Genomic DNA, 25,880 nt, shown 5'->3' with positions numbered 1-25,880 from the left:
AAACCTAACTCAAAGGTTAAGCCTTGAGGCTAGAAAACGAGAAGGCTAAGAGTTAGCCTCGACCACCTTTAATCGCTTTAATGATTTCAGTCGTAGAGCAACCATCTTCAAAGTTAAGTACTTTCACTTCACCACCAGCCGCAATCACTTCTTCACCACCAGCAATCTCTTCAGGTTTGTAATCACCACCTTTCACAAGAATGCTTGGCAATACCTCAGAGATTAAACGTTGCGGTGTATCTTCAGAGAATGGAACCACCCAATCGACTGCGCCTAAGCCAGCCAATACCGCCATACGACGATCGGTTGGATTGACAGGGCGACCAGGACCTTTCAAACGTTTGACTGATTCATCCGTATTAACGGCAACGATCAAACGATCACCCAGTTCAGCCGCGTGGTTCATGTAAGAAACATGGCCGGCATGCAGAATATCAAAGCAGCCATTGGTCATAACCACTTTCTCGCCTTTCGCACGAGCACGCTTCACCGCTTCAACCAGTGCGGCTTCAGAGATCACGCCGTAGTCAGTGTCTTGGCTACCATGAATCGCTTCCGCTAATTCAATCGTAGACAAGGTCGATGTACCAAGTTTGCCAACTACCACACCTGCAGCAGCGTTTGCTAATGCACACGCTTCATCCAGTGGCTTACCAGCAGAAACAGAAGCCGCGAGTACCGAGATAACCGTATCACCCGCACCTGTCACGTCATACACTTCTTTCGCTTGAGTCGGTAAGTGGAATGGTGCCTGATCTTTACGAAGTAGCGTCATACCATGCTCGCTGCGAGTCACTAACAAAGCTTCAAAGTCGTATTTTTCGATCAAGGCGATGCCTTTCTCGATAAGATCTTCTTCTGATTTGACCTTACCTGCAACCAGCTCGAACTCAGCCATATTTGGCGTAAGCAAAGTTGCACCACGGTATCGCTCTAAATCAGCACCTTTCGGATCGATAAATACCGGAACCTTTGCTGCGCGTGCTTTTTGAATAAAACTTTGCACATGCTCCAAGGCACCTTTTGCGTAATCAGATAGAATCACCGAACGTACATTAGGAAGCGCTTGTTCCATGCGAGACAGAACTAACTCAGGATCCGTGTTCTCGAATTTGTCTTCAAAATCAAGACGGATCAGCTGTTGACCTCGGCTCATTACTCGCAGTTTAGTGATAGTTGGGTAATCGTCCAACTCAACAAAGTCGCACTTAACATTGAGCGCTCCTAAGGTGTTTTTTAACACCTCAGCGGGTTCATCTTTACCAGTTAAACCAACGACATGAGCATGACCACCAAGAGAAGCAATATTCATTGCTACGTTGGCAGCACCACCAGGGCGCTCCTCGTTATTTTCTACTTTCACAACGGGTACAGGTGCTTCTGGTGAAATACGGCCAGTTGGACCATACCAGTAACGATCAAGCATTACATCACCGACAATAAGAACACCTGATTGGCTGTAGTCAGGTAGAATTGGTTTCATTATTGATCTCCAAAAATCAAATCTGGCTAGAGTCTAGCACACTGATTACAGAGGCTAAACCATAGAAAAATTAGCAAACGCTTACCGAAATAAGGGCTGTGTCATACAAGCCATAACTAGGGTTAAGCTTCCATCCACTGCTTCCATGCTTGAACAACATGTTCTCTTTCCATCTCAAACTTCTCAATCGCCACATCCGCATCAAGGTTGAGTAGATTACGGTGATGGATTTCATCTCTTAACGTCGTATAGACGTTGGTTAATGCCATGCCTTGCTGCTCGTCCATAATCCCCTGTGACAACAGGCTTTCAAAGATTCGTACATTGTCACACCAACGGGTGAGCTTAGGTTTTTCGCTGCTGTATCTCAGCACTAAGTATTGCGCCAAGAACTCAATATCAGTAATACCGCCCGCATCTTGTTTCAACATGAATCGATCGGCTTTCTTACCGCCTAAATGACCGCGCATTTTTTCACGCATATCCACAACGGACTTTTTGAGTGTTGCCTCATCACGAGCCAAGCACAGGACCTCATGACGAGTTTTGTTGAATGCCGAAGCCAATAAGTCATCGCCGTAAATCATGCGAGCGCGAGTTAGAGCTTGGTGCTCCCAAGTCCACGCATCATTGTGCTGATACTCGTCAAAGGCATCCGTTGGACTAACCAACAGACCAGAGGCACCTGAAGGGCGCAGACGAGTATCGACCTCATACAAAATACCAGAAGCGGTTCTTGTCGAGAAAATATGGATGATGCGCTGTGCCAATCTTAGATAAAACTGGCGTCCATCAATCTCTTTCTTACCGTCAGTATAGATGTGTACCGGGCAGTCGTGCATGAACACAATATCAAGGTCTGAGTTATAGCCCAGCTCCCAACCGCCGACCTTGCCATAGCCGACAACCGCAAAACCACGGCCTTCTCGGTCTTTCACATGAGTGGGCTCACCGAACTTAGCTGACACTTGCAGCCACGCTTGGTTAATACCCGCCTCAACAATCGCTTCTGCTAAATAGGTAAGGTGATCACTGACCTTCATGACTGGCAGAGCACCTGCAATATCCGCGGCTGCAATCCTCAAGATACAAGTCTGCTTAAACTGACGCAGGCCTTCCATCTGTTGCTCCATATCATCTTCAGGAATACGAGCTAGGTAATCTCTCAGCTCAGTCTTGTAAGACTCTAAAGGTACTGGATTATAGAGTTGCTGAGGGTCAATAAGTTCATCTAATAGAATAGGATAACGGCCAAGCTGCTCCGAAATCATCGGGCTCGCAGTACATAAACGAACTAACTGAGTTAACGCGGCAGGGTGTTCATCCAATAGCTCAAGGTAAGTGGTACGCGTGACTATTTTATGGAGAAGGTGCAACACTCGAGATAAACCAAACTCTGCATCCTTGGCGGTGTACAACGCTTGGAACACTTTAGGCATCAAGCGATTTAAAACCTCCCGTCCACGTGGGCCAAGGGTTTTCTTCGCTAAATCCGCTTTAAATTGGATAATGGTTTTCGCCGCTTCCAGCGGGTTAGCAATCGCGATGTCATGCTCAAGAACCTGCTCAATCACGTCTTGTTTATGGGCCATATCCCACAGTTCACTAAAGTGACTCGCGATTGGATTGGCGTCGTCTTCATCGACACCAATCAGATCTTCGAACACAGTATGTACATTCGCCATATGAACACGAGTTGCCGTAATCAAACTATCCCAATCAGCAAATTGCATTGCGACAGCGAGCTGCAGTTGCTCGAACTCACCATCTGGTAAGGTTTGAGTTTGCTTGTCAGACATCGCTTGCAATAGGTTTTCAAGGCGACGTAAAAACAGGTAGGCCTCACGCAAATGACCGACTTCTTTGGTCTCTAATAAATTGAGAGACTCAATAGCACTTAACGTTTCTAGTAACCCTCGACCACGCAGGCTAGGCTCGCGCCCGCCACGAATCAATTGGAAAACTTGCGCAATAAATTCAACTTCACGAATACCACCAGAACCAAGCTTGATGTTATTGGAGAGGCCACGACGGCGAACTTCACTGCTGATCATCGACTTCATTCGACGCAGAGATTGAATGGCACTGAAATCGATATAACGACGAAAAACAAACGGGCGCAACATCTGGCGAAGCTCTTGATATTCAGGGTACATTTCACTACCCATCACTCGCGCCTTAACCATCGCGTAGCGTTCCCAATCTCGGCCTTGTTCTTGATAATAATCTTCTAGCGCAGCGTAACTCATGACCAGTGGACCACTCTCACCGAATGGACGCAGACGCATGTCTACTCGATAACAGAATCCATCAAAGGTTTGCTGATCAAGCGCTTTGATAATCCGTTGCCCTAAACGCGTGAAAAATTGGGCGTTGGCGATACTTCGTCGCGCACCTTGTGTTTCACCATTCTCAGGGTAGGTAAAAATCAGATCGATATCAGACGAGAAATTAAGCTCACCGCCACCAAGCTTGCCCATACCGATGATCAACATCGGCTGCGCTTCACCCTGATCATTACAAGGTGTGCCCCACTCTTTACAGCAAATATCGTACTGCCACTGATAGGTCTCGAAGATCATCGCCTCTGCCAACATCGATAGATGGCTTAAGCTCTTCTCTAGCTCCCACTCGCCCAAAAAATCACGCCAAGCAATGTAGGTCATTTCTCGATTACGGAATTGACGCAGCACACGCTGGCCACTCATTTCATCGGCACAACTTGAAAGTAACTCGGCTAATCGCTGACGATACCCTTCAGCACGCTCTTCACATGCCAGCATATCAGGTAGGGAGTTGGATAAAACCGTATCACGCTGTAAGCAATCAGCAACAAAACAACTTAAACCGAGTACACGTTTAAGATCTTCAATCATTGGCTCTGGCCAAGCATTGATAGCTTCACTTTGATGCTCTAATAATTGCTCAAAAGCAGACTGGGAATGCGTGGTGAGTTGAGAAGGCAATGGCATGTTTCTTCCTTGTGTAAGCTGCGCGCCGAACAATTGGTTCTGTTCTTTAGTAAATAGTTTTAACAGGCAAGTTTAACAACGAGCTTTGAGAACCCGTTTTAATACCTAAGGATAAGTTATACCAAAGTTACGCCAATAAAAAACGCCCACATTAGCAATGTGGGCGTTTTATCGGTTAACTTATCGAATCGGGCCTTTCCTAGCTATCGAATACTAGAAGTACTTCTGAGGAGTAAAGACCAAGACCCCATGATTAAACCTTAAATTGTTTAATCTTACCGTCCAGTTCTTGCGCGTTGGTTTCCATGAGCTGAGAAGTCTCTAACAGTTCACCAACCACCACTACAGAAGCTTCGACAAGCTCACGAACATTCGTTAGGTTAACACTCATCTCTTCAGCAACACTGCTCTGTTGGCCTGCAGCGGTCGCGATCTGGAAGTTCATATCATTGATTTGGTTGACTTGACTTACGATGCCATCCAGCTCAGAACCAGCATTGGTTACCAGATCAACGCCTTCAGCCGCTTCTACAACACTCTTCTCCATCAGCTCTACGGCAGAATTAGCGCTGCTTTGTAGGTGACTGATCATGTCTTGAATCTCGACTGTCGCTTGTTGAGTACGCTGCGCAAGGTTACGAACCTCATCGGCAACAACCGCAAAACCACGTCCCGCTTCACCTGCACGCGCGGCTTCAATCGCTGCGTTCAGTGCCAGTAGGTTAGTTTGCTCTGAAATGCCTTGGATAGTGCCCACAACGCTGCCAATCGAATCAACGCGTTCTTCTACTTGGTTTACCGCTGCTGCAGATGCTGCGATATCTGAAGATAGCTCACTCATCTTAGAAACTGAGCCTTGAACGAACTTCTGACCGGTCAATGCTTGGCCTGATGCCTGTTCAGTCAATGAAGACGCACTTTGCGCATGCTCAGCGACAGTTTGCACGGTAGACGTCATCTCACTCATTGCTGTCGCTAGCTGATCGATCTCGTTGAACTCTTCTTGAGCCGAATCTTTGGTCTCTGACATGCTAATGGTCATCACTTCTGTCAGAGCAAATAACTCGTCTGAAGAGGCCACTTGAGTTTTGATCATGTCGTTCAGTTGGACGCGAGTTTTTTCAAGTTCGCGTGCCACATCGCCGTATTCATCTTTACAGTCCATTTCAATCGGCACTGATAGATTCTTATCGGCCATGGTTTTAATGGCGTCATTAAGGTACTGAGTTTGGCGAAGCATAACTCGCGCCGCCGCTAATAGAAGAACCACAAACACAATGATCATCAAGGCTGTTTGCCAAGCCACTTGAACTAGGTAAGTCTCATAATGCTGCTGTGCAACTTGCGCATTATTGGTTACAGCAAGCAATGAATCGTAAAACGTACTTGCGTCCCATAACTGCTTCGAAATGATCAAGATAGTGCTGAATATCATCAGCATGACCATTTTTGGAACGAGACGAACGTCAGAGATTATCCTTTCCCACGGCTTGAATGACAGTTTAGTCATTGTCAGTTCTCCATTAATTCTTATATATTGATGGCTTCTATATCCGCGAGGTGGCTATGTCAGTCAAAGTTCGCGATTTATTTTGAGCCTCGTATGAATGTTGAATAATACCAAAGACGCCACCAAGCCGATGAGCTTATTGTCACTGATTCTCTCTTTCTTAGCGTTATTTGTGATCTCAGGCTTATTGTTCGTTCCGATTGATAAAGAATCAAAACAAGTTCTTATCGGCCTCGATTTTATAATCTGTAGTGTTTTTCTTTTTCAGCTCACGATTGATCTATTGAGATCACAAAATAAGAAAGAATATCTAAAAGTACACTGGATCGATTTCTTAGCAAGCATCCCAATGATCGAACCACTTCGTTTCGCTCGCATTTTTCAGATCCTGCGTGTCATTCTTGTGCTCCGCTCGGGTAAACGTGTTTTCAGAGAGCTGTTTCGCAATCGCAAAGAAACCACGCTCGCCTCGATTATATTGCTGCTGGTCATTCTCCTGACCATAGGAGCTGGAACAATACTTCTGTTAGAACACAAAGATCCCAATGCCAATATTACCACTGGCCAAGATGCTTTGTGGTGGGCTTTCGTTACCATCAGTACCGTAGGGTACGGCGATCATTACCCCGTGACGAACTCAGGGAAATTAGTCGCCTCTCTGGTGATCATTTGTGGTGTGGGTGTTTTCGGTATGATTTCAGGCTTGATTACTTCTCTGATCACCTCCCCAACTCACCATGAGAATCAACGAGCAGAAAACAAAGAGAAGCATCTTGAAAAGATCATAGAGCAACAACAGAAAATACTAGAGCGACTAGAAAAGCTAGAGCAACAAACAAAAAAATAGGGCCGAAGCCCTATTTTCAAATTCATACTTATACTGATGCCGGTATTGAGTTTAGTCTTGCCAGTATGGCTCAACCTCAACACTGATTTGGCGTGTCTGTTCCATCGCATGCAGAATAGACACTTCTTGGCGAGCCAACCAACGCTCTAGCTGAACCTTCTCATCGCCTTCCAATTTCTCAGTCAAAGGCTCTAACGTTTTAAGTGCCAGCAAGTCATCAATGCCTTGCACCATATCGGCCCATGGCAAGCGGAAGCTATTTCGTTCATCGTCATCATACAAACTCGCGAAACCAACGCCAGAATACAGATTACGCATCAAACGGTATTGCTGATCAATATACGCTTGGCTAGTCATCACTCGCTCTGGCGGGAAAGCTTCCATCAAATCGGCCCATGTGCGATCGAGTTGCTGCACGGAAAACCATTCGATACCACGAGCCATTTGCTCACGTGCCTTTTCATCTAAGAAAGGTTGCCAGCCACGAGACAAGATCCAACGGCTCAGATCTAATAATAACCCAGTGTATCGAGCAGAACTCAATAAGGTCAGCAAGTCTTCACGATCTGGCAGTTGCTCTTGCATTTCTTTAAGCTCAGCGACCAAGAACTTACGTGCATCTAGCTTACGCAGCACGTGGCCTTTATCTTCGAGCAAATCTTCGAAGTGGTCATAACTTTTTAGCCAATCAAGTTCTTGCTCAAGCCACTTAAGTTCTTGGCGTAAAATAGCACTCGCGCGTCTTGGAACAATGTCACCATAGATAGTGAAGGTTTGACGAATAAAACTTAGCGAATGGCTTATCTCATGTAACGCTTCAATCGATTGACGCTCAGTAAAAATCTGCTCGTGAGAGTGCCAATGAGCGAGAGCATGCTCTAAAGATTGAATGAAACACGATTCAACAGTATCACTTTTGTCAGTATCAACTAAGGTCAAAGGAGTGACTTCATCTCCTTGATAACCTTGAGCAAGGCGGTAACCCTTAGCAGCTTTGCTGAGATTCCCCAAGCGCATGCCACCTTGTTCGCAGAATTGACGAGACAATGTAAATAGAGCATCCGTTTGACCCGATTTAAGTTCCAGTTCGACTTCGCAAATCGGTTCTTGCAGATCGCCTGACTCAACAAAGCCTTGGTCGAACGCAACCTCAACCTGGCTGCCATCTGGCATACCAATCAACCACTGCTCACGCGTGAAGTTGGTAGAGAACAGAGGAGTCAGCTCAGCTTGCAACGTTTCGATGTCTTTACCCGCTGGCCAGATATCCTCTGGATGTAGGGCTAGCTTAGGTTCATTGCTATCGTGTTCTGCATTGTATTCAGGCCTTTGATGCAGACCAGCAACCACACGACCAGCGGTCTTTACGGTTTGTACAAATACGTCATCAAAACGTCGAATACGCAAGCCAATATCGTGCTTACGTAGCCAGTTGTCAGGGGTGTCAAAGTAGATGTTACCTAGCTCGCGACAACTGTGCTGAAGTACTTTAGTTTCAGCAATTTTATTGCGTAAAGTCTCTGAAAAATCAGGAGAAACAAAAAACTTCAGTTCTATCTCGGTTTCCATAGTTATACCTTTCTGTGAAGATAGGGACAGGATATTGCCAATTTGAAAACTCAGCAAGTCAGAAATATCGCCCTTATGATGATCTAAAACAGTTTTAATGAGACATTGATTAGGTTAACATGCGCGACTTTGTAGCCATCGCTTAACATTTCACCATGAATATGGTGTATGTTGTTTTAAGGTTATTATTTATTAGGTTGGATGACCATGCCAGTAAATACAATTATGGGGTTATTTGCAAAGTCCCCAATTAAACCTTTGCAGCGTCACGTAGTATGCGTGAACGAATGTTGTTCTCACCTAGTTAATTTCTTTGAAGTTTCTTCAAAAGGTGACTGGGAGAAAGCATCAGAAATTCGAGCTCAGATTTCTCACCTTGAGAAAGAAGCTGACGTACTAAAACGTGAAATTCGCCTTAAACTTCCTCGTGGTTTGTTTATGCCAGTTGATCGCACCGATATGTTGGAGCTATTAACTCAACAAGACAAACTCGCAAACCTAGCGAAAGACATTGCTGGCCGTGTATATGGTCGTCAACTTGTCATTCCTGCTCCAATGCAAGAAAACTTCATCGCTTACGTTAAACGTTGTCTAGATGCAGCGAACCAAGCACAAAACGTAATCAATGAATTAGACGAATTACTTGAGACTGGCTTTAAGGGCCGTGAAGTAACACTCGTTGCTGAAATGATTCATCAGTTAGATGTAATTGAAGATGACACGGACGCGATGCAGATCGAATTACGCCAACAATTAATGGCGATTGAAGACGATATGAATCCAGTTGACATCATGTTCTTATACAAAATTCTTGAATGGGTTGGTGGTATTGCAGATCAAGCACAGCGTGTAGGCGCTCGTCTTGAAGTAATGCTTTCTCGATCTTAAATCATACGCTAACTATATAACGAAGAGCATTTTTTAACCAAACCACTTATGCGCTGAGTATTCCTCTCGCTGAGCGGTTTTTTGCGTCTAAATTTGTTCCGCTTGTTATCAAACAACTAGGTATTACGATGGATATCCTTGCTAACTACGGCACTGTCCTGATTATTGTTGCAGCAGCTTTCGGTTTCTTGATGGCTATTGGTATTGGTGCAAATGACGTTGCGAATGCAATGGGCACTTCAGTAGGCTCTAAAGCTCTAACCGTTAAACAAGCGATCATTATCGCAATGATCTTTGAATTCGCAGGTGCTTATCTTGCGGGCGGCGAAGTAACAGACACGATCCGTAAAGGTGTTATCGAAACGTCTCTATTCGCTCATCAACCTGACGTACTTGTGTACGGCATGATGTCGGCGCTACTAGCTGCTGGTACATGGTTGCTTCTAGCATCATACATGGGCTGGCCAGTATCAACGACTCACTCAATCATCGGTGCAATCATCGGTTTCGCTTGTGTGTCTGTAGGTACAGAAGCTGTAGACTGGAACAGCGTTCAAGGTATTGTGGGTAGTTGGATTGTCACACCGTTGATTTCCGGCATCTTCGCCTATCTCATTTTTGTCAGTGCCCAACGACTGATATTCGATACAGAAAATCCGTTGTTTAACGCTAAGCGTTTTGTGCCTGTGTACATGTTCATTACTACCATGGTCATTGCACTTGTAACAATCAAGAAAGGTCTTAAGCACGTTGGCCTTCACTAACCGGTACTGAAGCCTGGTTATGGGCAGCTGGTGTTTCTGCTCTAGTCATGATTGGCGGTTACTTATACATTCAAAAGAAATTTGCTAACCGTGAAGAAGACCATGGCTTTGCTGGCGTTGAAGGTATCTTCAGCGTACTTATGGTTATCACAGCTTGTGCAATGGCATTCGCACACGGTTCAAACGACGTAGCTAACGCGATTGGTCCACTGTCTGCTGTTGTATCAACGGTTGAGCACATGGGTGAAATCTCAGGTAAGAGCACTATCGCATGGTGGATTCTTCCACTAGGTGGTATTGGTATCGTTGTTGGTCTTGCTACCATGGGTCATAAAGTAATGGCGACTGTGGGTACTGGTATTACAGAATTAACACCTAGCCGTGGCTTTGCCGCTCAACTAGCGACAGCATGTACAGTTGTACTTGCTTCTGGTACTGGCCTTCCGATTTCAACCACGCAAACATTGGTTGGTGCGGTTTTAGGTGTAGGTTTTGCTCGTGGTATCGCAGCACTCAACCTAGGCGTTGTGCGTAACATCGTTGCTTCGTGGATTGTAACGCTACCTGCAGGTGCTCTACTTGCTGTTGTGTTCTTCTACGCAATTCAGGCTATGTTTACTATGTAATAGCCTTGGCGTTAGTAAATATTAGCGTCAGAAAACGGTGAGCTTCGGTAATGATATGTAAATACCATGTCATTATTGACTCAAACGCACAGAAAGGGAGGCTTTGCCTCCCTTCTTTGTTGCACCGCATAAAGAAACTAAATATTATTTGCTCATTGAGGCTGACTCATACGCCTACCCAATTTGAATCGTTAAGGGATTTACTGTGAAAAAACTGATTAGCTTAGTTTTGCTCGCAATGCTTGCGGCTCCAGCTGCCTTTGCACAAGACCGTTATATTGCTGACAAACTATTTACTTATATGCATTCTGGCCCAAACAACACATTCCGTATCATCGGTAGTGTTGATGCTGGTGAAAAGATTACTTACCTGCAAACTAACAAGAGCACGGGTTACACCCAGGTTCAAGATAACCGTGGCCGTAAAGGCTGGGTTGAAAGCAAGTTTGTAAGCACACAAGAAAGCATGGCTCTGCGTATGCCCAAGCTAGAGAAAGAGCTAACTGAAGTTAAAGGCAAGCTAGCAAATGCACGCCAAAGCGCAGACAGCGAGAAAGCAGGCCTAGCGAGCTCTCTAGACTCTCGTAACAAGCAAATTGCTGAACTTGAGCAAAACTACAGCGAGATTAGCCAGCAGCTAACGAGCTCTCAAACAGAGAACCGTGAGCTACGCGCTAAGCTAGACACACAAAAAGATGATCTATTGCTGAAGTACTTCATGTACGGTGGTGGTGTTGCTGGTATTGGTCTACTTCTTGGCCTTATCCTGCCGCACATCATGCCTCGTCGCAGAAAGTCACCAAACGGCTGGTCGTAAGCTGACCGCTTTTCCTGTTTGGCTTATCTTGCGCTATACAGAGTAAATTCAGTATCGAATATCAAAAAGGAGCACCTCGGTGCTCCTTTTTATTTGTCTGTTCTCTAAGTCTTTTGGACTTCTAGCTTTTAGCCTTTCCACTCGTACAGAGCGGGGATTTCTATTTTCTGTTGATTGAACTCGATAATCACTGATTGCGGCTTAATTTCGAGTAACTGAATGTCTCTTCCAATCCAATCCCCTTGCGCCACTTCTTGACCATTCACTTTGACCCAGCGCTTGGTTTCGCTACTCGAGTACATGTGAGTTTGTAGATCTAACTTAGGTAATACCCCTGATAAGCTATTGGTGTGCGTTTCCAACTCAATGACCTGAGACCCTACCTGTCCTGCTGGACGCGAGTCCATTGGCTCAGGTGCGCTTTGTTGCTCACCCATCATTGATTCAAGCTTTAAGGCCAAATCGGGGGGTAACTCACTGAGGTCTAGCCCTTGCAGTAAATCACTGTCCGATTGCAGAGCCGTATTCTCATTGCTTACACCTGGCTGAACCTCTTGCTGAGCTAGTGATAACTCTGACTCTTCTGATGTTCGCGCACTACTCTCTGAACTAGCCACAGGCACAATAGATCCACCAGCGACATTCGTACTTTCAGAGCTAATCTGCGCATACACCTCTTGGCGTGGCAGTGCTTTCAAAGGTTGACTTGCCGGCGCTGGGCGAACGGCGAATAATACTTCATCTTCTGCATCCACTGACACAGCATCCACATTGGCTATATCAGCACCAGCGATTTGAGACTCAAGGCCTGATTGAGGTTTTGATTCAGGCAGAATCACCAACGCAGCTTGGCTAGCCGAGTTTTGTTGTTGGTTATACGATTGATAAGCTAGAACACCACCCACCAACAAAGAAGGCACCAAGATAAGCAGTAGCCCCATGGCTAACGATGAGCCTCGTTTATTGCTAATCCCTTTAACAGAACTTGGCACATGATGGTTTTGGTAGCCTTTGAAGCTGGGGCTATTAAAAGATGATTGTTTAAGAGACGCTTGGTTAAGAGGCGGCTGCTTAGCAGACGACTGATTAAGCTCATGCATAATGCGTGACATTAACTTGCGCCTCCATCGAGTGACATCAACTTAGGCGAATCGAGTTGAGCCAATCTTTGTAATCTTGCCAGCGTGCGTTTTCCTGCAATGCCATCGACTGACATCCCTTGCCACATTTGAAACGCTTCAATTTTCATTTTTAACTCATAATCAAATACATCACTGCCCGATACGTCTTCACCCAAAACTTCAGACAATAGCAGATCAAGTAGTGCAATCGCCTCACCTTGATAACCCTCTTTGAGCGTATCTCTGAGTGGCTGTTTCCAAATCGCGACATAATCACCTTGCCAGATTTTCTTTAAGGTACGCTTAGGCATCACCAAGAGCTTTTCGTTAACGAGGAGCTCGACAGACTCCTCAGACGCACCATAAAGCACAGCAAACACTGGCTCTTGATCGATATCCAGATTAAGAACCACGGGTACGCCAAGCTCTAACAATGTATCCAAATTTGACTGTTGTTGCTCACACACAAAGACACTTTGCGGCTCACTTAAGCACAAGCCATCACGCAGTGAAGACTGATACCCCCAGAGCGTATACAAGTCCTTGATAGCGAGAGAACGATTGGTTCCCTGCATCAAGTGCTGTTGAATATCTTGTGGCAAAGCAAACTTGGAAGGTTTTGGCTCAGCAACCAACTGAGGTTCATTCGCCACCAAAGAGCGCTGAGCCTGTGCAGACACTTCTGTTTTCATTTCACTTAAAGTCTCAGCCGACTGCCATGAATTGATATAGCTTGGAGCAAAATTAAAGGTCGCCATTGCGAGGCCGACACTTAATGTAGCAATCCCAGCATATTGGAATAACTTGGGTACTACGTGAAAAGATCGAGGCTTTTCGACATGATACACATCGGCCTGAAACGACATAACTTGCTGACACGCTCGGTTAACCGTTTCATTGTTCGGTAATGGCTCACCATCATGAAAAGCCAATTGCAGGGCTTTATCACACACCAAGTTAATGAGCCTTGGAATACCATGAGTATATTGGGCGATTAGCTTGATTGAACGATTCGAAAACAGCATCTGCTCGCCACCCGCCGTTTCCAAACGAAACGCGATGTACTTGCCAGTTTCTTCAGTATTAAGAGGCAGTAGGTGATAGCGACCTGTAATGCGCTGAGCTAGCTGACGTAATTGAGTGGTTTGTAAGTGCTGTTGTAATTCCGGTTGGCCGACCAACAGTACTTTTAACAGCTTGCGACTGTCAGTTTCTAAGTTGGTCAGAAGGCGCAACTGCTCCAGCACATCAGCTGCGAGATGTTGGGCTTCATCAATCACCAATAAGGTTTGAATGCCTTCAGCATGACTATCGAGCAGGAAGTGATGAATGGCCTGACTCAGCTGTTTCAACGATGCTTGTTCAGGGTACTCGACCTCAAACTCATCACAGATAGCTTCCAGTAAATCCGTATTCGAAAACGTAGGGTTAAGTATAAGGCCAGCTTGAGTCTGATTATCGAGTGATGACAACATCGCTTTGGCGACCGTTGTTTTTCCTGTACCGACTTCACCAGTAAGCATCGCAAAGCCCCCACCCTCGCCTAAACCGGCTTGTAGGTTCTGCATCGCTTCTTGATGGCGCTGACTTAAAAACAAGTAGCGAGAATTTGGTACAATCGAAAATGGCATCTCAACGAAGCCAAAATATTCCTTATACATGTGCTGCCCTATAATTACGATTAATGGAAAGTACCATTGCTTGCAGTAAAGTCCAGCAGTGATAAAACATTTCGAGGTGATAAGTTGCAAATATACGATAGCCTACCAAAAGACAATGGGCTACAACGCTACCTAGTCGGTGGAGCGGTGCGCGATAAGCTGCTCAACATTGATAGCTATGATAGAGATTGGGTCGTGGTAGGGAGTACCCCTCAAGAGATGGAAAACCTTGGCTTTACTGCAGTGGGCAAAGACTTCCCCGTATTCTTACACCCAAAGACGAAAGAAGAGCACGCACTGGCTCGCACCGAAAGAAAGTCAGGTTCGGGTTACACAGGTTTCGAATGTTACTTTGCACCAGATGTGAGTTTGGAAAAAGATCTCATGCGTCGAGATTTGACCATCAACGCCATTGCTCAAGACGATAAGGGCCAACTTTACGATCCTTACCATGGCCAGAAAGATCTCTCTGATCGTGTTCTAAGACACGTCTCGGATTCTTTTGTTGAAGATCCTCTGCGTGTGCTACGTGTGGCTCGCTTCGCCGCCAAACTCCATCATCTCAACTTTACGGTTGCACCAGAAACCATGGTGATGATGAGTGAGATAGTTCAATCCGGTGAACTGGCATACCTCACTGCCGAACGAGTTTGGCAAGAGTGGCATAAATCCCTTAGCACTCCGCATCCTGAAGTATTCCTTTCGATACTGAAAGAGTGTGGTGCATTGGCTGTTGTGCTGCCTGAAATTGACGCGCTGTTTGGTGTACCTCAACCTGAAAAGTGGCACCCTGAGATCGACACGGGCATTCACACTCTGATGGTTGCTCAGCAAGCTGCGCGATTAAGCTCATCGTTACCCGTGCGTTTTGCCGCTCAAGTACATGATTTAGGTAAAGGCGTCACGCCAGAAAGCGAGTGGCCAAGCCACAAAATGCATTGCCATACAGGCTTAAAAATCATTAAGAAGCTGTGTGAAAGAGTCAGAGTGCCCAATGAATTCAGAGATCTCGCACTGTTAGTTTGCGAGCAACATTCTAATATACACCGCGCAGGCGAGCTCAAGCCAACCACCTTTCTCAAGGTTCTCAATAAGTTTGATGTTTGGCGTAAACCAGACAGGCTCAACGATATACTGCTTTGCTGCCACGCTGATCACGCTGGCCGTAAAGGATTAGAAGATCAGCCTTACCCTCAGAAAGCGCGTTTTGAAGTGGCTTACCAAGCAGCGCTTCAAGTCGAAGTTAAAGCGATTATTGCCGATGGTTTTCAAGGCAAAGATATTCGAGAAGAACAAGAGAAACGCAGAGCTATCGCGATTGAGAGCGCCCTATTAGAGCTCGCTGATAGTTAATCGCCATAGCGCTGATTACCATGCATTAAAAAACCCGCGACTAGGCGGGTTTTTCCGTTTCAATCTGTAGGACGAAACATTTGTCTACGTAAGTCGAGTGCTACTGCATCATCAAGAAAGCAAATAGACCAAAACCTAGAATCAGGCGGTAGATAACAAACGGTGTCATACCCATACGTGAGATCAGCTTCAAGAAGAAGTGAATACAGATATAAGCACTGATGAAAGAAACCACGATACCCGTTAGTAAGGTGCCAACATGAATAGGGTCACCACTGGTCACTAACTTAAGGCCCAAATAACCACCAGCCAGAGTGATGATTGGGATAGACATCAAGAAAGAGAATCGAGCCGCCGCTTCACGTGTGAAACCAAGGTAAAGTGCTGCGGTAATCGTTGCGCCAGAGCGAGACGTGCCAGGGATGATCGCCATTGCTTGAGCAAGGCCAATAAACAGCGCCTTTTTCCAACCCGCTTGGTATTCGTCATCACGCAGGCTTGAGTTCTTATCCACCCACCATAGCAACAGACCAAAGATAATCGTGGTCGTCGCGATCACCCATGCACTGCGCAAGTAAAGCTCAACAATATCTTTCATCAACAAACCAAAGATACACGCAGGAATCGTCGCGAGAATGATCATCCACGCGAGCTTCGCTTCTTTACTACGATCACCTTTAAACACGGAACCAAAGAATGCGCTCAACAGAGAGACCACTTCTTTGCGGAAATAGATAACGACGGCAGCCAGAGTACCAACGTGGACAGCCACATCAAAAGCCAAGCCTTGATCTTCCCAACCTAATACAGCAGAAGGAAGGATTAAGTGTGCAGAACTGGAAATAGGTAAAAACTCAGTAAAGCCTTGCACCAACGCCAACATAAACGCTTCAAAATAACTCATTACTTACCTTAAAAATTATAGTGTTATATCTACGACAGAGAGCGAATCTAATTGCTGCATCTTCTGCCATATGTCACTGACGGTTCTTCCATCTTGCGGGATCACTCTCGCAGGACACAGATCATAAAGTGGTTGTGTTACAAAAGGATATTTATAGATATCACTGCGTGGTAATTCTGGATCGCTTTCAGAAACCACGTCTCCAAACAGCACAATATCAAGATCGAGCTTTCGATCTTGAAGTTTATGAGCATCTTGAGAGCGACCCCATTTAAACTCAATTTTACGAAGTTGCTGTGAAAATTCAGTCAATGAGAGTGATGTGTCGAGCTCTATCACAAAGTTATAAAACGAATGGCTTTCAAACCCTACAGGCTCACAATGATAGATCTTAGAGCATTTAAGGTTAGTCCCTAACGATTGAAGCTCTGTCCATGCCACCCTTGCATGCTTGTCGCGGTCTATGTTCGTGCCAACACCAACATAGGCTATTGTCATGCTTGACCTCGTTCGATGATCACACCGACGGCTTTTGCTTGTGGCACTGCGCCAGGCTTAGCTAAACGGATTTTAATCCAAGGCACTGAGAACTGAGTCATGATTAATTCAGCGACTTCTTCTGCCACACGCTCAACCAAAAGGAATCGGCCATTCGCAATGTGGTCAAGTACGGCTGTGCTGACTGTCGAGTAATCCAAAGCATCGACAACATCATCACTCTTACCTGCAGGGCGGTTGTCATGAGCCATTTCAATATCAAGCACAAGTTTTTGTTTGATCTCTTGTTCCCAATCGTAAACACCGATCGTTGTAATTACTTCTAGCTGTTCAATGAAAACTTTATCCAGTGCCATGACTTGTCCTTTTAGAGGTCGGATACCCATATGGGGGAAAAAAACGTATTATTCGTGTAATTCCAGATATGATATCAATTACTCTTGGATTGAGCATTATTTTCCCATCGTTAGACTTATAACCGTTTAAGGAAAAACATGACCCCTTTGGCACTTATCATGATCATTGCAGCCTATTTGCTAGGTTCAATTTCGAGTGCGGTCTTGATATGCCGAGTCTTAAGACTTCCTGATCCAAGAACGGTAGGCTCCAACAATCCAGGGGCCACCAATGTACTGCGTGTGGGCGGCAAAGGCGCCGCTGCAGCCGTGCTACTTTGTGACATGCTTAAAGGCACCATTCCAGTCTGGCTTGGCTACTACCTCAACATCGACTCGATCATTTTAGGCGTCGTGGCGATTGCTGCATGCCTTGGTCATATGTACCCAATATTCTTCCACTTTAAAGGCGGTAAAGGCGTCGCAACGGCACTCGGAGCCATCGCCCCAATTGGGTTCGATCTAACGGGCATGATCATGGCGACTTGGTTGGTTGTGGCATTTTTGTTTCGTTATTCTTCTCTAGCGGCACTGGTTACTGTGTTGCTCGCACCTTTCTACGCTTGGTTAGTCAAACCTCAATACACACTGCCTGTGGCCATGTTGTGTTGTTTGATCGTCCTACGTCACCATCAGAATATTCGTCGCCTACTCGATGGCAGTGAACCAAAACTCGGGCAAAAAAAATCGGCTTAAACTGTCATGTCTAAGCCGAACCATTTTTAAACCGAGATAAATTTAAACGACACAAGTCTCAGTCGATCAATACTATTCAGTATTTAAGAGCTCTTACTGTAGATGTTTATCTAAAAACGTCTTCAGCATTGTGTTCACAAACTCTGGTTGCTCAAGCGAGCTAATATGACCAGCACCAGGAATCACCACTAACTCACTGCCCGTAATGCAATCATGCATTAGGTATGACTCAAGTGCCGGACGCGGCTTATCTTCTTGTCCAACGGCAATCAAAACTGGCAGTGCAAAGTTCTCTACCGCTTCTATCATATCGCGACGCCCAAACACCATTCGACCGATTCGTGCGACTTCTTCTGCTTTCTCACCCTCAAGTGATGATAACTGCTGAGTAAAACCTTCCACTAAAGCTGGTGAGTTAGTTTGAGCATCATTAGCAAAGAACAGTGGAACAACCGCTTCTACAATCGGCTGAGGAACCATTTTGGTTTGAGTAATGGTGTCTAACATGCTGAAGTATTTAGCATGAGCAACTTCTGGCTCTAAACCGACAAAGGTATCCATTAGAACCAAAGATTTAATACGAGCAGGTGCAAGTTCCGCTAACTCTGTTCCCCACATACCGCCAACCGATAAACCTACTACGGAGAATTCTTCGATATCTAAATGATCAAGCAAAGCCAAAACGTGCTGAGCGTAATCTTTTAAGTTACGCATCGAGCTCGGCGCGGCTTGTGATTCACCATGAGACCAAAGCTCTGGAACAATACAGCGATACTGAGTTTTTAATGCATCGATCTGCGGCTTCCACATTGCACTATCCCAAAGGTAGCTGTGGCCTAACACAACAACAGGGCCTTGACCTTCATCTAGGTACGCCATCGACTGGTTGTCTACTGTAAACTTGTTCATTTTCTTCCCTAATCTCTATTAGCAATTATTTATCGACACATAGTCGGTAAGCTAGGATATAAAAACGGCCGCACAAGGCGACCGTTTATCGAAACACTACAGTCAATTACACAATGGGCTCTAGCTGGTCAATAGGCCAACGCGGTGTGGCATGAACAGACAAATCAGCCGTTTCGCCATTCTTCAGGCGCTGCATGCCCGCATAAGCGATCATCGCACCGTTATCTGTACAGAACTCAGTTCGTGGGTAGTAAACCTCACCACCGATTTTCTTCGCCAGCGCTTCAAGCTCAATACGTAGCTGTTTGTTGGCACTTACGCCACCAGCAATCACGATACGTTTCATGCCCGTTTCCGCCAAGGCACGCTTACACTTGATTACCAAAGTCGCACAAACAGCTTCTTGGAACGCGTAAGCAATATCAGCACGAGTTTGGTCATCATTGTCATTAGCGCGAATGGTATTTGCCGCAAATGTTTTTAAACCAGAAAAGCTCATATCTAACCCTGGGCGATCGGTCATTGGACGTGGGAACTTAAAGCGCCCCGGAGTCCCTTTTTCTGCAAGTCGAGATAACAGCGGGCCACCCGGGTAATCTAAGCCCATCAGCTTCGCGGTTTTATCAAACGCTTCACCCGCCGCATCATCAATCGATTCACCAAGGATTCGGTATTCACCAATGCCTTTTACTTCGACCATCATGGTATGACCGCCAGAAACCAGCAGAGCAACAAATGGGAATGGTGGAGGATTGTCTTCTAGCATTGGCGCAAGAAGGTGACCTTCCATATGGTGTACTGGCACAGCAGGCACGCCCCACGCATAAGCAATACTGCGACCAATTGTTGCACCCACAAGCAATGCACCAACCAAACCGGGACCAGCTGTGTAAGCCACGCCATCAATGTCTTTCGACGTTAGGTTCGCTTCTGCCAATGCCGCTTTAATCAGTGGAATGGTTTTTTTTACGTGGTCACGCGACGCTAGCTCAGGTACCACACCACCGTAATCGGCGTGCAGTTTTACTTGGCTGTATAACTGATGAGAAAGCAGCCCTTGCTCATCATCATAAATTGCGATTCCTGTTTCATCACAAGAGGTTTCAATACCAATAATGCGCATAATTTTCTCGGCACGCTTTCGTCTAAAATGGGAAATTAGCGCAATATTACCCTGCCTAAGCTCTTCAAACAAATATTGTACAGACTATAATCGACAAAGTGCTTTACAAAGCCACTGTGATCGGATTAAAATTCCGCACCATTTTTGATCAAGCTGGTTAATGGCCAAACGCGAATAGAGAGTTAGCTCGATGGGTAACTTCTCTGATTTGGTACTGAGTAACCAGCGATAATGAATAACCCCTGAGGTGAAAGGCATATGCCAATAGTTAAAGTACGTGAAAACGAACCGTTCGACGTTGCACTACGTCGTTTCAAGCGCTCTTGTGAAAAAGCAGGTATCCTTTCTGAAGTGCGTCGTCGTGAGCATTACGAAAAGCCAACTACAGTTCGCAAACGCGCTAAAGCAGCAGCTCAAAAGCGTCACGCTAAAAAGCTAGCTCGCGAAAACGCACGTCGCGTTCGTCTGTACTAATAACTTAATCCATAAGGACTGAGTTATGGCTCTTATTGAACAACTCAAAGAAGAGCAAAAATTAGCGATGAAAGCCAAGGACAAACCGCGCCTTGGCACTATCCGCTTAGCTCTTTCAGCAATTAAGCAACGTGAAGTTGACGAACGGATCACTCTGAACGACGACGACATTATTGCTATATTAGTTAAAATGGTTAAGCAACGTCGCGATTCTGTTGCTCAATATGAATCGGCAAATCGTCAAGATCTTGCTGACGTGGAAAAAGCAGAAATTACGGTACTTGAAGGCTTTATGCCTCAACCGCTAACTGAAGAAGAAGTTATTGCACTACTTGATAGCGCAATTGCAGAAGCTCAACCTGCGGGCATGCAAGACATGGGTAAAGTAATGGCTATCTTGAAACCACAAATTCAAGGGCGTGCAGATATGGGTAAAGTTAGTGGTTTAGTTCGTTCTAAACTCGCTTAATCCCAAATCAAATTGCAACAAGCCGTGCAATCCTTCGGAACGCACGGCTTGTTTGTATCTGTAACCTATTCAAACTATTATTATCCACACTCTCAGTTAGTGCATTTTTCTAAGGTTTTATGGCAGGACACATCCCGCGTAGTTTCATCGATGATCTCCTAGCGCGTCTCGACATTGTCGATATTGTGGACGCACGCGTGAAACTTAAGAAAAAAGGCAAAAACTATGGTGCTTGTTGCCCATTTCACAACGAAAAGACCCCTTCTTTCAGCGTAAGCCAAGAAAAACAGTTTTATCACTGCTTTGGTTGTGGCGTACACGGCAATGCTATCGACTTCATTATGGAGTTCGAACGTCTCGATTTTGTTGAAGCGATTGAAGAGCTGGCCTCATTTTTAGGACTTGATGTTCCTAGAGAACAGCGCAGCGGTGAAATATCCACGGCGCCAAGAGCCAACAGCGAACAAAAACGTAACCTCTACGATTTGATGGGCGGCATCAGTAATTTTTACCGCTCTCAGCTGAAAATCTCAGCGAACAAACCTGCGATTGATTACCTAAAAAATCGCGGCCTTTCTGGTGAAATCGTACAGAAGTTTGGCATTGGCTACGTCGCTGATGAATGGGACTTGGTTCGTAAGAACTTTGGCCAACAAAAAGAAGCCCAAGACATGCTCGTTACTGGCGGCATGTTGATAGAAAACGATAAAGGCAACCGATACGATCGATTCCGTGGACGCGTGATGTTCCCAATTCGTGACCGTCGAGGCCGAGTGATCGGGTTTGGTGGTCGTGTTTTAGAAGACGGCACGCCAAAGTATCTAAACTCGCCAGAAACGCCGATCTTCCATAAAGGTAAAGAACTTTACGGCCTTTATGAAGTGTTACAAGCATACCGTGAACCACCTCAAGTACTTGTGGTTGAAGGTTATATGGATGTTGTCGCACTAGCGCAGTACGGTGTCGATTACTCAGTGGCATCACTGGGCACCTCAACAACCGGTGATCACGTTCAGATGTTGTTCCGCCAGACCAATACTGTGGTTTGTTGTTACGATGGTGATAGAGCAGGTAAAGAGGCCGCGTGGCGCGCACTAGAAAATGCGCTTGAATACCTAAAAACAGGTAACACACTCAAGTTTCTGTTCTTGCCAGACGGTGAAGACCCAGACAGCTATATTAGAGAACACGGTCAGGCTGCTTTCGAACAGCTCGTCCACAATGCGACGCCGCTTTCGACCTATTTGTTCGATAACCTGATAGAAATACACAAGCTGAATTTAGGAACAACAGAAGGAAAATCGGCACTGCGTGCACACGCGAGCGCCTTGATTAGTAAAATTCCTGACAGTTACTTCCAAGAACTGCTCGAAAAATTGCTCGATGAGCGAACTGGATTTGATAACCAATTGAGGCGTGCTCGCGTTCACACAAAGAACCCGACACCTCAACCGCATAAAGAGCTCAAGCGCACTCCAATGCGTGAAGTTATCGCTTTGCTTATCCAAAATCCGAGCTATGCTGATATGGTACCGGATTTATCAAGTGTCAAAGGCTTACAGCTGCCTGGACTAAGTTTATTCGTCGAAGTACTTGATATCTGCCGAGTGAACCCCCATATCAGCACAGGCCAATTATTAGAACATTGGCGAGAGAACAAACATGAGGCACTTCTGTCTCGTCTCGCGAGCTGGGAAATCCCCCTCGACGAAGACAATCAAGAAGATATATTTTTAGACTCATTGGACAACATCCTTGCCCAGTGCGTTGAAAAACAAATTGAAAACCTGCAGGCCAAAGCAAGAAGTGTCGGTTTATCAGCCGAAGAAAAAAGGGAGCTACTAGCTTTAATGCTAGATCTAAAAGCGTAACCCTGTTTGATTAGTCAGCATTTAATAAATTTGTTAACATAATTGGTTTGCATTTGAGAATGCAACGTCCTTCACCAGACCTGAAGTTGGATATCATCTATGGATCAAAATCCGCAGTCACAGCTAAAATTACTTGTTATTAAAGGCAAGGAACAAGGCTATCTGACCTACGCCGAAGTAAACGACCACCTACCTGCAGAAATCGTGGATTCTGAACAGGTAGAAGACATCATTCAAATGATCAATGACATGGGTATCAAGGTAGTAGAAACTGCACCTGACGCTGATGATCTAGCTCTTAATGATGACGATGCCAATATAGATGAAGATGCAGCTGAAGCTGCTGCTGCTGCGCTTTCAAGCGTAGAAAGCGAGATTGGCCGTACAACTGACCCAGTTCGTATGTACATGCGTGAAATGGGTACAGTTGAACTACTGACTCGTGAAGGCGAAATCGACATTGCGAAGCGTATTGAAGATGGTATCAATACCGTTCAATTATCTGTTGCTGAGTACCCAGGCACGATTCCATACATCTTGGAACAGTTTGACCGCGTACTCGCTGAAGAGATTCGCTTAACAGATCTAATCAATGGCTTTGTTGACCCAGACGACGATGGCACAGCTGCGCCAACGGCGACTCACATCGGTTCAGAGCTCGCTAAAACTGATCTAGAAGACGAAGACAAAGAAGAAGCAGAAGACGACGAGGAAGAAGAAGAGGAAGATACAGGTATTGATCCTGAGCTTGCTCTTGAGAAGTTCACAGCACTTCGTACTAGCTACCAAAACCGTCAACTAGCAATCAATGAATACGGCCACGAAAGCCCGAAAGCAACGCTTGCAACAACAATGATGCAAGACGTATTCAAAGAATTCCGTCTGACGCCAAAACAGTTTGATTACCTAGTAAACGAACTGCGTACTTCAATGGATCGCGTACGTACTCAAGAACGCCTAATCATGCGTCAAACGGTTGAGTACGGCAAAATGCCGAAGAAATCTTTCATTGCTCTATTTACTGGCAATGAATCTAGCGAAGCATGGTTGGACGAAGTTCTTGCTTCAGACAAGCCATACGCAGAAAAGATCAAACGTAACGAACACGACATCCGTCGCTCTATCCAAAAGCTGGATATCATCGAACGTGAAACGTCTCTTACTGTTCAAAGCATCAAAGATATCAGCCGTCGTATGTCTATCGGTGAAGCGAAAGCTCGTCGTGCGAAGAAAGAGATGGTTGAAGCGAACTTACGTCTAGTAATCTCGATTGCTAAGAAGTACACAAACCGTGGTCTACAATTCCTGGATCTAATCCAAGAAGGTAACATCGGTCTGATGAAAGCGGTAGATAAGTTTGAATACCGTCGTGGTTACAAGTTCTCTACTTACGCTACGTGGTGGATCCGTCAAGCAATCACTCGTTCGATTGCCGACCAAGCTCGTACTATCCGTATTCCGGTTCACATGATCGAAACGATCAACAAACTAAACCGTATCTCTCGTCAAATGCTACAAGAGATGGGTCGTGAACCGCTTCCGGAAGAGTTGGCTGAGCGCATGCAAATGCCTGAAGACAAGATCCGTAAAGTACTGAAAATCGCTAAAGAGCCTATCTCAATGGAGACACCAATCGGTGACGACGAAGATTCGCATCTGGGTGATTTCATCGAGGATACAACGCTAGAACTGCCTTTAGACTCTGCAACGGCAACAAGCCTACGCGGCGCAACTAAAGACGTTCTTGCAGGCCTAACGCCTCGTGAAGCGAAAGTACTGCGTATGCGTTTCGGTATCGACATGAACACTGACCACACTCTTGAAGAGGTTGGTAAGCAGTTCGACGTAACTCGTGAACGTATCCGTCAGATCGAAGCAAAAGCACTGCGTAAACTTCGTCACCCAAGCCGCTCAGAAACTCTGCGTAGCTTCCTAGACGAGTAATTACACGCTTTAGTGTGGTTAGCTTTTAAGCATAAAATAAAAAAGGTGAGCGTTGGCTCACCTTTTTTGTGCCTACGTGATTTAAGTGGCTAAGATGTAAGCGGAATTGCCCCTCATAGTGTCTAGACACCATTGATTGGTTCCCCTATAATCTATGCCCTACGGCCCCTTAGCTCAGTGGTTAGAGCGCACGACTCATAATCGTTCGGTCCCCAGTTCTTATTGGGGGGTAGTTTCAAGGTTATCTTTGGAACCCGTATAATAGAGAATATCTTTCTTAACAGAAGAGTCTGTAGGGATGATAAAAAAGTCTGGTATACTCCGCGTATATTAGCAACACAATTTGGCCCCTTAGCTCAGTGGTTAGAGCAGTCGACTCATATTAAGTTGTGACCTATGTTAGTAATGACATATGGAAAAATCGGATGAATTGCTGGAAAGCTACCGGATAAATAAGTATCCCAAGCCAATCAGCAGCCAAGCCTTTCAAGCGTGAAAGGAAGGTTCAGAGACTAGTTGGTTCAGCACGATCTTGCTGTGTAATACAACACTAGCGTCCGACATCCCACCGCAATGCGAGGATGATGATATAGTCCAGCCCTTTACGAAAGTATTGGATAAACTGAATCGATTGGTCCGCAGTTCAAGTCTGCGAGGGGCCACCACACATATCCTTACTCAAGTCATTTGATTGAGGTAAAAGAAGAAGCCTTTGAGCTTCTTTTTTTTTACCCAATTATTATCACAACCTCTTATTTTAAAAAATGCTTCTGATAGAAATACTTGATTAAATACGTATATAATTTTAAGTATTGCCCTCCCCCTATCTGTAACGGATGAAGTTGTATTTGGAATAGATTGAAAAGATTCAATTGCTCTTTAATGAATCTTTTTAATAAATGCTACTTTTTATCTCCTAAACACCTCCTCAGCTAATCGCTCTATCGTGGCTGTATTCTTTCTTAGTTGTAGACAACACATGACGA

The 25,880-nt window shown here is 45.4% G+C and carries 20 protein-coding genes and 1 pseudogene; 10 read left to right on the top strand and 11 right to left on the bottom strand.

Annotated elements, in window-relative coordinates:
• Window positions 1–52: 52 nt before the first annotated feature.
• The 3 genes from hldE to OCU90_RS02170 form a co-directional block, all read right to left on the bottom strand.
• Window positions 53–1,483, bottom strand: coding sequence for a bifunctional D-glycero-beta-D-manno-heptose-7-phosphate kinase/D-glycero-beta-D-manno-heptose 1-phosphate adenylyltransferase HldE (gene hldE, locus OCU90_RS02180; RefSeq protein ID WP_061025866.1), 1,431 nt, complete (start codon window positions 1,481–1,483; stop codon window positions 53–55).
• A gap of 122 nt (window positions 1,484–1,605) precedes the next feature.
• Window positions 1,606–4,455, bottom strand: coding sequence for a bifunctional [glutamate--ammonia ligase]-adenylyl-L-tyrosine phosphorylase/[glutamate--ammonia-ligase] adenylyltransferase (glnE, locus tag OCU90_RS02175; protein ID WP_061025875.1), 2,850 nt, complete (start codon window positions 4,453–4,455; stop codon window positions 1,606–1,608).
• 253 nt (window positions 4,456–4,708) lie between these two features.
• Window positions 4,709–5,965, bottom strand: coding sequence for a methyl-accepting chemotaxis protein (locus OCU90_RS02170; RefSeq protein WP_017084751.1), 1,257 nt, complete (start codon window positions 5,963–5,965; stop codon window positions 4,709–4,711).
• A gap of 97 nt (window positions 5,966–6,062) precedes the next feature.
• Here OCU90_RS02170 and OCU90_RS02165 point away from each other — a divergent pair, with 97 nt between their 5' ends.
• Window positions 6,063–6,812, top strand: a complete 750-nt coding sequence (locus OCU90_RS02165; RefSeq protein ID WP_004735958.1) for a potassium channel family protein — start codon at window positions 6,063–6,065, stop codon at window positions 6,810–6,812.
• Between the two features lie 51 nt (window positions 6,813–6,863).
• Here OCU90_RS02165 and OCU90_RS02160 read toward each other — a convergent pair whose 3' ends face one another.
• Window positions 6,864–8,381 carry a CYTH and CHAD domain-containing protein gene (locus OCU90_RS02160; protein WP_017077663.1) on the bottom strand — a complete coding sequence of 506 codons (1,518 nt, stop codon included), beginning with the start codon at window positions 8,379–8,381 and terminating at the stop codon, window positions 6,864–6,866.
• 207 nt (window positions 8,382–8,588) lie between these two features.
• On the opposite strand from OCU90_RS02160, the gene OCU90_RS02155 reads away from it, so the two are divergent.
• The 3 genes and pseudogenes from OCU90_RS02155 (at window position 8,589) to OCU90_RS02145 (ending at window position 11,476) form a co-directional block, all read left to right on the top strand.
• Complete coding sequence (locus OCU90_RS02155; protein WP_004735960.1) at window positions 8,589–9,269, top strand: TIGR00153 family protein; 681 nt, start codon at window positions 8,589–8,591, stop codon at window positions 9,267–9,269.
• A gap of 128 nt (window positions 9,270–9,397) precedes the next feature.
• A pseudogene (locus OCU90_RS02150) lies at window positions 9,398–10,659 on the top strand (inorganic phosphate transporter).
• 205 nt (window positions 10,660–10,864) lie between these two features.
• Window positions 10,865–11,476 carry a TIGR04211 family SH3 domain-containing protein gene (locus OCU90_RS02145; RefSeq protein WP_017084748.1) on the top strand — a complete coding sequence of 204 codons (612 nt, stop codon included), beginning with the start codon at window positions 10,865–10,867 and terminating at the stop codon, window positions 11,474–11,476.
• Window positions 11,477–11,604: 128 nt separating this feature from the next.
• Here OCU90_RS02145 and OCU90_RS02140 read toward each other — a convergent pair whose 3' ends face one another.
• On the bottom strand, window positions 11,605–12,588 hold the full coding sequence (locus OCU90_RS02140; protein WP_061025877.1) for a general secretion pathway protein GspB: 984 nt from the start codon (window positions 12,586–12,588) through the stop codon (window positions 11,605–11,607).
• On the bottom strand, window positions 12,588–14,258 hold the full coding sequence (locus OCU90_RS02135) for an ExeA family protein (protein WP_206207891.1): 1,671 nt from the start codon (window positions 14,256–14,258) through the stop codon (window positions 12,588–12,590). The genes OCU90_RS02140 and OCU90_RS02135 overlap by 1 nt, the downstream gene beginning before the upstream one ends.
• A 36-nt stretch (window positions 14,259–14,294) precedes the next feature.
• Here OCU90_RS02135 and OCU90_RS02130 point away from each other — a divergent pair, with 36 nt between their 5' ends.
• Window positions 14,295–15,611, top strand: coding sequence for a multifunctional CCA addition/repair protein (locus OCU90_RS02130; protein WP_061025881.1), 1,317 nt, complete (start codon window positions 14,295–14,297; stop codon window positions 15,609–15,611).
• A 100-nt stretch (window positions 15,612–15,711) separates the two neighbouring features.
• Here OCU90_RS02130 and OCU90_RS02125 read toward each other — a convergent pair whose 3' ends face one another.
• Genes OCU90_RS02125 through folB form a run of 3 tightly spaced genes read right to left on the bottom strand, consistent with a single transcriptional unit; the run spans window position 15,712 to window position 17,369 of the window.
• Entirely contained in the window at window positions 15,712–16,515 is an 804-nt protein-coding gene (locus OCU90_RS02125) for an undecaprenyl-diphosphate phosphatase (RefSeq protein ID WP_004735967.1), read from the bottom strand.
• A 15-nt stretch (window positions 16,516–16,530) separates the two neighbouring features.
• Complete coding sequence (gene folK / locus OCU90_RS02120) at window positions 16,531–17,013, bottom strand: 2-amino-4-hydroxy-6-hydroxymethyldihydropteridine diphosphokinase (protein WP_017088759.1); 483 nt, start codon at window positions 17,011–17,013, stop codon at window positions 16,531–16,533.
• Entirely contained in the window at window positions 17,010–17,369 is a 360-nt protein-coding gene (folB, locus tag OCU90_RS02115) for a dihydroneopterin aldolase (RefSeq protein WP_004735969.1), read from the bottom strand. The genes folK and folB overlap by 4 nt, the downstream gene beginning before the upstream one ends.
• Window positions 17,370–17,507: 138 nt before the next feature.
• Here folB and plsY point away from each other — a divergent pair, with 138 nt between their 5' ends.
• Window positions 17,508–18,104, top strand: a complete 597-nt coding sequence (gene plsY, locus OCU90_RS02110) for a glycerol-3-phosphate 1-O-acyltransferase PlsY (RefSeq protein WP_004735970.1) — start codon at window positions 17,508–17,510, stop codon at window positions 18,102–18,104.
• A gap of 93 nt (window positions 18,105–18,197) precedes the next feature.
• Here plsY and OCU90_RS02105 read toward each other — a convergent pair whose 3' ends face one another.
• Entirely contained in the window at window positions 18,198–19,013 is an 816-nt protein-coding gene (locus OCU90_RS02105; RefSeq protein ID WP_061025883.1) for an alpha/beta fold hydrolase, read from the bottom strand.
• Between the two features lie 106 nt (window positions 19,014–19,119).
• Entirely contained in the window at window positions 19,120–20,136 is a 1,017-nt protein-coding gene (gene tsaD, locus OCU90_RS02100) for a tRNA (adenosine(37)-N6)-threonylcarbamoyltransferase complex transferase subunit TsaD (protein ID WP_061025885.1), read from the bottom strand.
• 258 nt (window positions 20,137–20,394) lie between these two features.
• Between tsaD and rpsU the strand changes: the two genes are divergently transcribed.
• The 4 genes from rpsU to rpoD all read left to right on the top strand — a co-directional run bounded on the left by rpsU (window position 20,395) and on the right by rpoD (window position 24,894).
• Window positions 20,395–20,610, top strand: a complete 216-nt coding sequence (rpsU, locus tag OCU90_RS02095) for a 30S ribosomal protein S21 (protein WP_004396009.1) — start codon at window positions 20,395–20,397, stop codon at window positions 20,608–20,610.
• 25 nt (window positions 20,611–20,635) lie between these two features.
• Window positions 20,636–21,079, top strand: a complete 444-nt coding sequence (locus OCU90_RS02090) for a GatB/YqeY domain-containing protein (RefSeq protein ID WP_009847797.1) — start codon at window positions 20,636–20,638, stop codon at window positions 21,077–21,079.
• A 119-nt stretch (window positions 21,080–21,198) separates the two neighbouring features.
• Window positions 21,199–22,950, top strand: a complete 1,752-nt coding sequence (gene dnaG / locus OCU90_RS02085) for a DNA primase (protein ID WP_017080230.1) — start codon at window positions 21,199–21,201, stop codon at window positions 22,948–22,950.
• 99 nt (window positions 22,951–23,049) lie between these two features.
• Window positions 23,050–24,894 (top strand): RNA polymerase sigma factor RpoD, encoded by a 1,845-nt coding sequence (rpoD, locus tag OCU90_RS02080; RefSeq protein WP_009847799.1) that lies wholly within the window; start codon window positions 23,050–23,052, stop codon window positions 24,892–24,894.
• The last annotated feature ends 986 nt before the right edge of the window (window positions 24,895–25,880 follow it).

The sequence above is a fragment of the Vibrio splendidus genome, from assembly GCF_024347615.1.
Lineage (GTDB): Bacteria > Pseudomonadota > Gammaproteobacteria > Enterobacterales > Vibrionaceae > Vibrio > Vibrio splendidus.
The sequence above is the reverse complement of the archived record's forward strand: the minus strand, read 5'-3'. Positions and strand labels throughout refer to the sequence as shown.